General features: G+C 44.6%; 7 protein-coding genes. 3 read left to right on the top strand and 4 right to left on the bottom strand.

The genetic code is table 11. From position 1 onward, the window contains the following. Window positions 1-9: 9 nt before the first annotated feature. Genes ACRC32_RS19685 through ACRC32_RS19675 form a run of 3 tightly spaced genes read right to left on the bottom strand, consistent with a single transcriptional unit; the run spans window position 10 to window position 2,014 of the window. Window positions 10-531 (bottom strand): hypothetical protein, encoded by a 522-nt coding sequence (locus tag ACRC32_RS19685; RefSeq protein WP_438555562.1) that lies wholly within the window; start codon window positions 529-531, stop codon window positions 10-12. Beyond that, window positions 528-1,442: a hypothetical protein gene (locus tag ACRC32_RS19680; RefSeq protein ID WP_438555561.1), complete on the bottom strand. Its 915-nt coding sequence runs from the start codon at window positions 1,440-1,442 to the stop codon at window positions 528-530. Before ACRC32_RS19680 ends, ACRC32_RS19685 begins: the two co-directional genes overlap by 4 nt. A 2-nt stretch (window positions 1,443-1,444) precedes the next feature. Next, window positions 1,445-2,014, bottom strand: a complete 570-nt coding sequence (locus ACRC32_RS19675; protein WP_438555560.1) for a hypothetical protein — start codon at window positions 2,012-2,014, stop codon at window positions 1,445-1,447. A gap of 278 nt (window positions 2,015-2,292) precedes the next feature. On the opposite strand from ACRC32_RS19675, the gene ACRC32_RS19670 reads away from it, so the two are divergent. The 3 genes from ACRC32_RS19670 to ACRC32_RS19660 all read left to right on the top strand — a co-directional run bounded on the left by ACRC32_RS19670 (window position 2,293) and on the right by ACRC32_RS19660 (window position 3,402). Beyond that, window positions 2,293-2,652, top strand: a complete 360-nt coding sequence (locus tag ACRC32_RS19670) for a helix-turn-helix domain-containing protein (protein WP_438555559.1) — start codon at window positions 2,293-2,295, stop codon at window positions 2,650-2,652. 35 nt (window positions 2,653-2,687) lie between these two features. Beyond that, window positions 2,688-2,960 carry a hypothetical protein gene (locus ACRC32_RS19665; protein ID WP_438555558.1) on the top strand — a complete coding sequence of 91 codons (273 nt, stop codon included), beginning with the start codon at window positions 2,688-2,690 and terminating at the stop codon, window positions 2,958-2,960. A gap of 214 nt (window positions 2,961-3,174) precedes the next feature. After that, window positions 3,175-3,402 carry a hypothetical protein gene (locus tag ACRC32_RS19660; protein WP_438555557.1) on the top strand — a complete coding sequence of 76 codons (228 nt, stop codon included), beginning with the start codon at window positions 3,175-3,177 and terminating at the stop codon, window positions 3,400-3,402. 50 nt (window positions 3,403-3,452) lie between these two features. Here the strand turns inward: ACRC32_RS19660 and ACRC32_RS19655 are convergent, their stop codons facing one another. Further along, complete coding sequence (locus tag ACRC32_RS19655; protein ID WP_438555556.1) at window positions 3,453-3,875, bottom strand: DUF4351 domain-containing protein; 423 nt, start codon at window positions 3,873-3,875, stop codon at window positions 3,453-3,455. Between the last annotated feature and the right edge of the window lie 151 nt (window positions 3,876-4,026).

Below are 4,026 nucleotides of genomic sequence, written 5' to 3'. Positions count from 1 at the left end.
GCTTTTTTCCTAGAACTCGCCATGATACGCCTTCTCTTCGCACTCATCCTCTAGTTCTAAATCTGCCTCTGCCTCCTCCAGCTTTTCGGGGTCTGCGTTACAAGCTGATTCATGTCGCCCAATAGCAACAAGTTCCTCATCTGAAGTGCGATCGCATTTCCTAAGACTTACCTTTCTCGAAGCGTCCGCAACGCGATTTTGAATTGTTTTGAAATGGCTCTCTACCGTGCGATGCCAGTCTTCTCGGTTTCTTTTGTCTAATTCCATGCAGATACCGACCGTGAAACGCTGGTCGTAGTTAGGATCGTGCCTGTAGTCCGCTCCTGCCTCACAGTGACGGTTTTGGCAAACCACAAATTTGTCGCGGTGAAGATTGTAATCTGGGATGACCAGCTTGATCAGACTTAAGTTAACCAGTCCGCTGTCATGACAACAAAAACATTTCCACCTGGGAGTCCATAGTTCTCTGTCTTTCTCAACACCCTCCAAGTCGGGACGAACGGGTTCGCGGGGGAATTGTGGCAGCGTCATAGATTTTTACTCCCTTCATCTCCATAAATGGCTGTGGCGCATACTTCAAAAGCATCTACTTCAAATGCCCAATCGTAAAAAGTTTTGCGCTGCTCCCTTAGAGCCTCGTTCTCGTGAATCCACTCAGAACCGCGATTAAAAGCTGCCCAAATCCACTCTTCAAATCGCGGGTCACTGCGCCAGTCGTACTGCTGTGCGATCGCCTGCTTCTTCGCCGCCTTGCCAGCAGGGGACTTTAAAAATCTCTGATGCCAATCCCTAATGTCTTCCTCACGAGCAAGGAAGCGTTCTAGGCTGATAATCTCCTCCCCTGGCTCCCCGTTCTTAGCTGTCAGCTTTTTCCATTCATCTCTAACAAACTTTTCAAAATTCTCTCTCTCGCTGTCTGAGAGAGTCTGAATAAAGTCTGTATAAGTCTTATTAGTCTGAGGAGAGCTGGAATCTTTATTAGAAGAGGGTTTGTGGGATTGATTTTCCCGCTTGTGGGACTGTGCATCCCGCCTGTGGGAATTCATATCCCGCTCGTGGGACTGTGCATCCCACTCATGGGAATCCTGTTCCGCTTGTGGGATACCTGTCCCATCCGTGGGACACTTTTTATCTAAGGGAAAAGAAATAACCTTTTTAGAGTCCTTGAGGACTATTCCATGTGTGGCTTCCCACTCTTGATATCCTTTTTGCTTTAGTTCGTCTACAGCACGATAGAAAGCAGATTTACTAATCCCCCACTCCTGGCAGAACGCTAGAACATTTGGAATTACAAACTTTGAACCTGGCGGTCTTGTGACTCGCTTAATGGCTAACAGATAACCAGCAGTAGTGAGAAGCTTGTCTTTGTACCACTGCCTAATTTCTGCTTCAGTGAGGCGATGGAAGGGAACTTCAAGCTTTTGGCTTTGTGTTTTAGTCATAATTACACTTCCTCACCCGTAACCTTAATTTCAAAACTAATAACTGCTGCCTCAATGTCTGCTAGTGCCTCCAGCTCCCTAGCAGTCCCAAATAAGTGCAATCGTTTTTGATGTTGTGGGTAAAAAGCTGAGTAAATCAGAATTTGACCTAGAGCTGATTTCCACTCATTAATTCGCTTGACTTCGATAATTTCTGTTTTAGTTAGCAAATCGATGCGCCCAGATGGAGTGGCAACTTCCACTAACCCGCCTAGCTGTGCATGGAGGTAATCGCGTATCTGCTGCTCAACTCTAACAGGAGATTTGATTTTAACCGTGAAGCTTGGGTTGGCTCGATTAATTTTGGCAATAGCCTCATACACACTACTCTCTGGAATCTGCCAACTTGTAGCAAACTCTTTTACATTAAGGGGAGCGCCATTTTGTATATCCTCTAGGTGTAATGCAAAATAAACAAAAGCTGTGTTGACAATTAATCCTGCTTTACGTAAGGCGATTAACTCTGCTTTCTGCAACGGATAGAATTCTCCCTCAATCTTTCCCTGCGAATCCTTTTGCAGTCTAGGTATCATGACTCCACCCCCATCTCCGCCTTTTGGCTGATAGAGGTAAAGCCGAAGGCGGCTAAATTAGTGCTAACTCTTTCCCTAAATCGTGGTAGTATTCCCATGTTGATGTGATTTTCAAACGTTTATTTGCTCCCCGCGTCCTGGTCAGAGGAACGGGGTAAGTTTTTAAGTAGCCCTAGCAAGACCCAGGTAATCCCTGCTAGTATGGAGTCAATCAGAGTAGGATCGTAGGCTCTTGCTTTGCTATTGTGAAATACTACAATACTTTTTGCGAAATAGCAATGACTTTGCCATATCACCAGCAGGTTTTAATTGATGCCGTACAACTTACGCTTGACAGGACTAACGTTTCTGCGGCGGAGCTTGCTGAAACCAGCGGCGTAAACGGCAGCAGCCTGAGTAGGTTCATGAATGGGAAGCAGGATTTGAAAGCTGGCGATTACTTTGCATTACTTAATGCTCTGCCAGACTTTGCTAGGAAGGCGGCTACTACTCGATTAGGGATAGAAGATTCTACCGATTTGATCGCGCTAATCCGCGCTGCCTCTCCCAAGGAAAAGGCAGCGGTGTTGAACCTCATGGCTGACTGGATCGAAAGCCGTGGTTCTACGGAGACGAAGCTGATGCCAGAGGCAGTATGATAACTGCTGCTAATTACTCTGATAGTAAAAAAATTGTGGACGAGCAGCAGTTTAACAAAAACTTAGATGAATTAGAAAGTCTGCTAGAGAAGTGCAATCGCCTACCGCCGGACAAAAAAGCGCAGCTATTGAAGTCTTTACTGGGCGACCAAGCTATATCTGTGGTATTCGGAAACAGCAACTTATATGCCGATACCATTTACCAGATCAACGTTTCGGATAACAATCAGGTGGCACAGCTATTCAGGACTCTTGCTCAGAAAATAACAAATGAAATAGACGGGAACTCGCAATCGGGTTCTAGCTAGTAGGTTTTAGACAGGTAATTTTGGATTCAATTTAAACAAAACTTTTGGAAGCGATCGCCCTCAACGCGGTCGCATTGTAATTTTAGGGAGCGATCGGCAGACTGCTTAAAGCATGTACTAGTTAAATAGTACAATTCCGTAATTCTACGGTTTTACCCAATCCTTATCAAAAATAGAATCAGTTTAATTAATTTAGTATTCGTAGAAAATTACCGTGGTTTCACATCATAATTTACTGCCTGCTTCAGATGGAGAGGAGGTAGCCAACTTGTCTATGGATGATGAGGCAGGACTTGCTCAGTGTTGGATTGGTGAAGGGTTGGGGATGAGAATTGCGATTGGAAATTATCAAAGGAGTTCTTTGACCGGACAGATTAGGAGTATGAATTGTAAAGAAATAGGGGAAATACTAGAGGTTATGGCTGAGTGTTTATCTAATTAAAGGTAGCTTTAAAGAAAGCTATTTTCGGATCTACTAATAGCTTTCTCCGTCTATTGATTTTGGAGCCAAGCAGCTAAATCGGCAGCATTGTTGAAATCTAGTAGGGCAACTCCCAATTCCTCAAGCTGAGCAGTAGTTAGATTCTGAACCTGGAGTTGTAAATCTAGAGTGAGTGTACCAATCCGTCTAGTTAGTAAACGTAGGGTATGCAGCAGGGCTTCCTCTCGCCTTCCCTCTTGGATAATTTCTTGATACATTGGCGCTTCTCTCATCACATCTTCCCTCAAGAACTGACGAATTGTATCGTTATCAAAACGCAAACTGGCTAATATTCCCGTACAAGCTGCGATATTACTTCTTTGCTCCCGCTCCTCAATCATATCCAACTGAGATGCAACTTGCTCCAACAGAGCGTTAGGAGAATTTGACTGGGCTAGTACCGCTAAGGGCAGTAGTGCGGGGTTTGCTAACAAAGGAGCTGGGTCTTAGACCTCTTGCAAAAGGGTAGGGAAAGGTGAGATAAGTAGATTAAAACTATGAGCTACAATACTGTCAAACACCTAAAACCATCAGAATTTAAGCGTTTATGTGGGGTGCGACCGGAGACGTTTGAGGCAATGATGT

It is taken from the genome of Chroococcidiopsis sp. (genome assembly GCF_051657925.1).
Taxonomy (GTDB): Bacteria; Cyanobacteriota; Cyanobacteriia; order Cyanobacteriales; family Chroococcidiopsidaceae; genus Chroococcidiopsis.
The sequence above is the reverse complement of the archived record's forward strand: the minus strand, read 5'-3'. Positions and strand labels throughout refer to the sequence as shown.

Excerpts from the sequence above, each read along its gene's own strand:
- ACRC32_RS19685 (WP_438555562.1), bottom strand. The coding sequence starts at position 531 with ATGACGCTGCCACAATTCCCCCGCGAACCCGTTCGTCCCGACTTGGAG.
- ACRC32_RS19680 (WP_438555561.1), bottom strand. The coding sequence starts at position 1,442 with ATGACTAAAACACAAAGCCAAAAGCTTGAAGTTCCCTTCCATCGCCTC.
- ACRC32_RS19675 (WP_438555560.1), bottom strand. The coding sequence starts at position 2,014 with ATGATACCTAGACTGCAAAAGGATTCGCAGGGAAAGATTGAGGGAGAA.
- ACRC32_RS19670 (WP_438555559.1), top strand. The coding sequence starts at position 2,293 with ATGACTTTGCCATATCACCAGCAGGTTTTAATTGATGCCGTACAACTT.